This window comes from Neisseria sp. P0021.S006, assembly GCF_051956895.1.
The window spans coordinates 1-2,672 of sequence record NZ_JBQCWZ010000118.1 but is presented as its reverse complement, the minus strand read 5'-3'; the positions used below and the strand labels follow the sequence as shown (position 1 = coordinate 2,672).

The 2,672-nt window shown below is 45.6% G+C and carries 1 protein-coding gene; it reads left to right on the top strand.

Annotation, left to right across the window (positions count from 1 at the left end; all coding sequences use genetic code 11):
• Positions 1-358: 358 nt before the first annotated feature.
• Positions 359-2,672 (top strand): ESPR-type extended signal peptide-containing protein (locus ACTHUM_RS11335; protein ID WP_440402911.1); only part of this gene is annotated, 2,314 nt, incomplete at its 3' end.

Here is a 2,672-nt window from a genome sequence, read left to right as displayed (position 1 = left end):
GCATATGAGTTGCATGGTTACTGTGTTTGCTTGTGACTTGTCAATGGAATACAACATACCGCTTATTAATAGAAACATGGCTGGAGCCCTTTTGATGATTGGTTTTTTGGTTGAAAGCCGTAATTTCATTTAGAAATTAAAGATAATCGGTTGATATTTCTGACTAGCGGATATTTAGTAAGTATGAAATACTATTTCATTTCGAGATAGTGAAAGACCTAAATTTCGTCTTAAAGTGACAATAAACGTCAGCTCGAAGCAAGCATTTTGCAGGGAAATCCTCCGCAATAGATTTTTTAAAGTAGCGTCATGCTAACGCCTACGCTTTTACCCCTCATAAAAAGAGAAAGACACACTAATGAATAAGATATTTAAAGTCGTTTGGAACCGTACGATTCAATCTTTCGTTGTAACGTCCGAATTGGCCAAAGGCCGTGTGAAATCGTCTGCAGAACAAAACAGTACAAATGTATCTGCCGAATCCGGTAAAAATGGTATTGCGACAGTTTTCAGATTGACAGTGATTTCGGCAGCTCTTTTGGGTGCAGGTAATTCGTATGCGGCAACTGCAGTACGAGGAAAAATTGAATTTGATGCTGTAACCAGTGCGACCGCGGTTAGTGGTGCAACAGCGACCGGTATTGGTGCCCTGTCAGTAGGAGCATCAGCCAATGCTACGGCTAATGGTGCAGTTGCGGTAGGTACGAGTGCAAATGCAACACATAATAACAGCCTTGCTGTTGGTACAAATGCCAAGGCTACTCAAACTCATGCTGTTGCGATGGGTGCAGATACAAGTGCAAGTAGTTCACATGCAACAGCGATAGGTAAAAGTGCCAATGCTGTTTCTACAGATTCAACAGCATTGGGTGCAGATTCTAAAGCAAATGGTACGCAAGCGACAGCGGTAGGTAAGAATGCACTTGCTAATAATACCGGTACAACGGCATTAGGCAATTCGGCACAAGCATTTGGTATAGGCTCTATTGCTTTAGGCCAATCCAGTGTTTCTCGAGGAAGTAATGGGGTTGCAATCGGTGTTGGTAGCGAGGCTTCTGCAAATGCAGAGAATGCCATTGCAATCGGTACGAATGCGGTAGGTAAGATTACGGAATCTATCGCTGTAGGTAGTTCGGCACAGGCTCAAAGTGCAAACACTATTGCCATCGGTAGAGGTGCAGTTGCAAGCTCTCCTGGTGTCGTTACAAAAACTCCAGGTAGCAGAGATGTGGCTGCGAGTGCGATCGCAATTGGCTTAGAAGCCAATGCAAGTAGCTATGGTGCAATCTCAATCGGCCGTGAAGCGGGGCTGGAGATTCAGAATCCAACTAACGCAACGGCTAATAATATTGCTATCGGTAATACTGCGCGTGTAGGTGATAAAACTGCAAAAAATGTAAGCCAGTCTATTGCCATTGGTTCGGGTAATCACAGAGATACTAATACAGAAGGTAGACCTGAAGGTGCATGGGCACGCGGTGACCAATCTATTGCCATTGGTGGTAATGTTGTGGCTAATGGCAACTCATCTGTTGCCATTGGTGGTGACGATTTGGTGGCGGTAACGAGTATTCTATATTCAGGTAACGCTTCTGACCAGTTTGTTTATTACAATGCAGACGGTAGTGTTAGAGAGCGTTACGCGCTGGCCGGTAAGAATTTGGGTACCATTTACACGAAGATGAGCGGTGATACGATTAGTGGCTATCCGACTACATTGGCCGGTCAAGGCTCTGTTGCCTTGGGTGTTCAAGCCAATGCTACTTCCGATTTATCTTTGGCTGTTGGTACAAGGTCTCAAGCCTCCTCATTTGGTGGTGTGGCTGTAGGTACAGGTGCAAAGGCAACTTTGCTGAACTCTGTAGCTTTGGGTACGGCTTCTAAAACCGATAAAGAAGGTCGGGCATACGTTCAACGTGAAATCATGGGCGTGACCTACACTTGGGCAGGCGGTGCAACTACTGATGCCGGTGATGTTGTGTCTGTCGGTTCTAAAGGTTACGAACGCCAAATCATCAATGTATCCCCCGGCGATATTTCCGCTACTTCCACTGATGCGATCAACGGCTCACAGCTTTATGGTGTCTTGAATGCAATTGAGCGAGTCCGTTATTTTTCCGTTAAATCAGAAGAAGGCAAAACTGACGGTACGAAAAACTGGAACAATGACGGCGCAAAAGAAACCAATTCAATTGCGATCGGACCAAATGCAGCAACAAGTACAGGTGCGACGGGCAGTATTTCCTTAGGGCATAATGCTAACGTACTTGGTTCATCTTCTGTTGCCGTTGGCCCAAATGCGACTGTAACTTCAAGAACTGTGGGTGCCGTGGCTTTAGGTTCTAATGCTAATTCCCGCGGTACTGGCTCTATTGCCATAGGTTTGAATACAGAAAATGATCGCAATTACTCTATAGTCGTCGGTGCACACAGTAGAGCCAACTACGAAAATGCAACTGTTGTCGGTGCGAGGGCATCTGCACAAAATAACGGTACGGCAATGGGCTATTTGTCAAATGCAGTCGGTGATGATTCTGTTGCAATTGGTCATCAGGCGCAGACAACGCAAGCTTATTCTATCGCCATTGGTAAGCAGGCAAACAGTTCAGGCCTTTATTCCACCGCTATTGGTTCCTCAGCCCAAGCTGCCGGGCAGAATAGTTTTGCCGGCG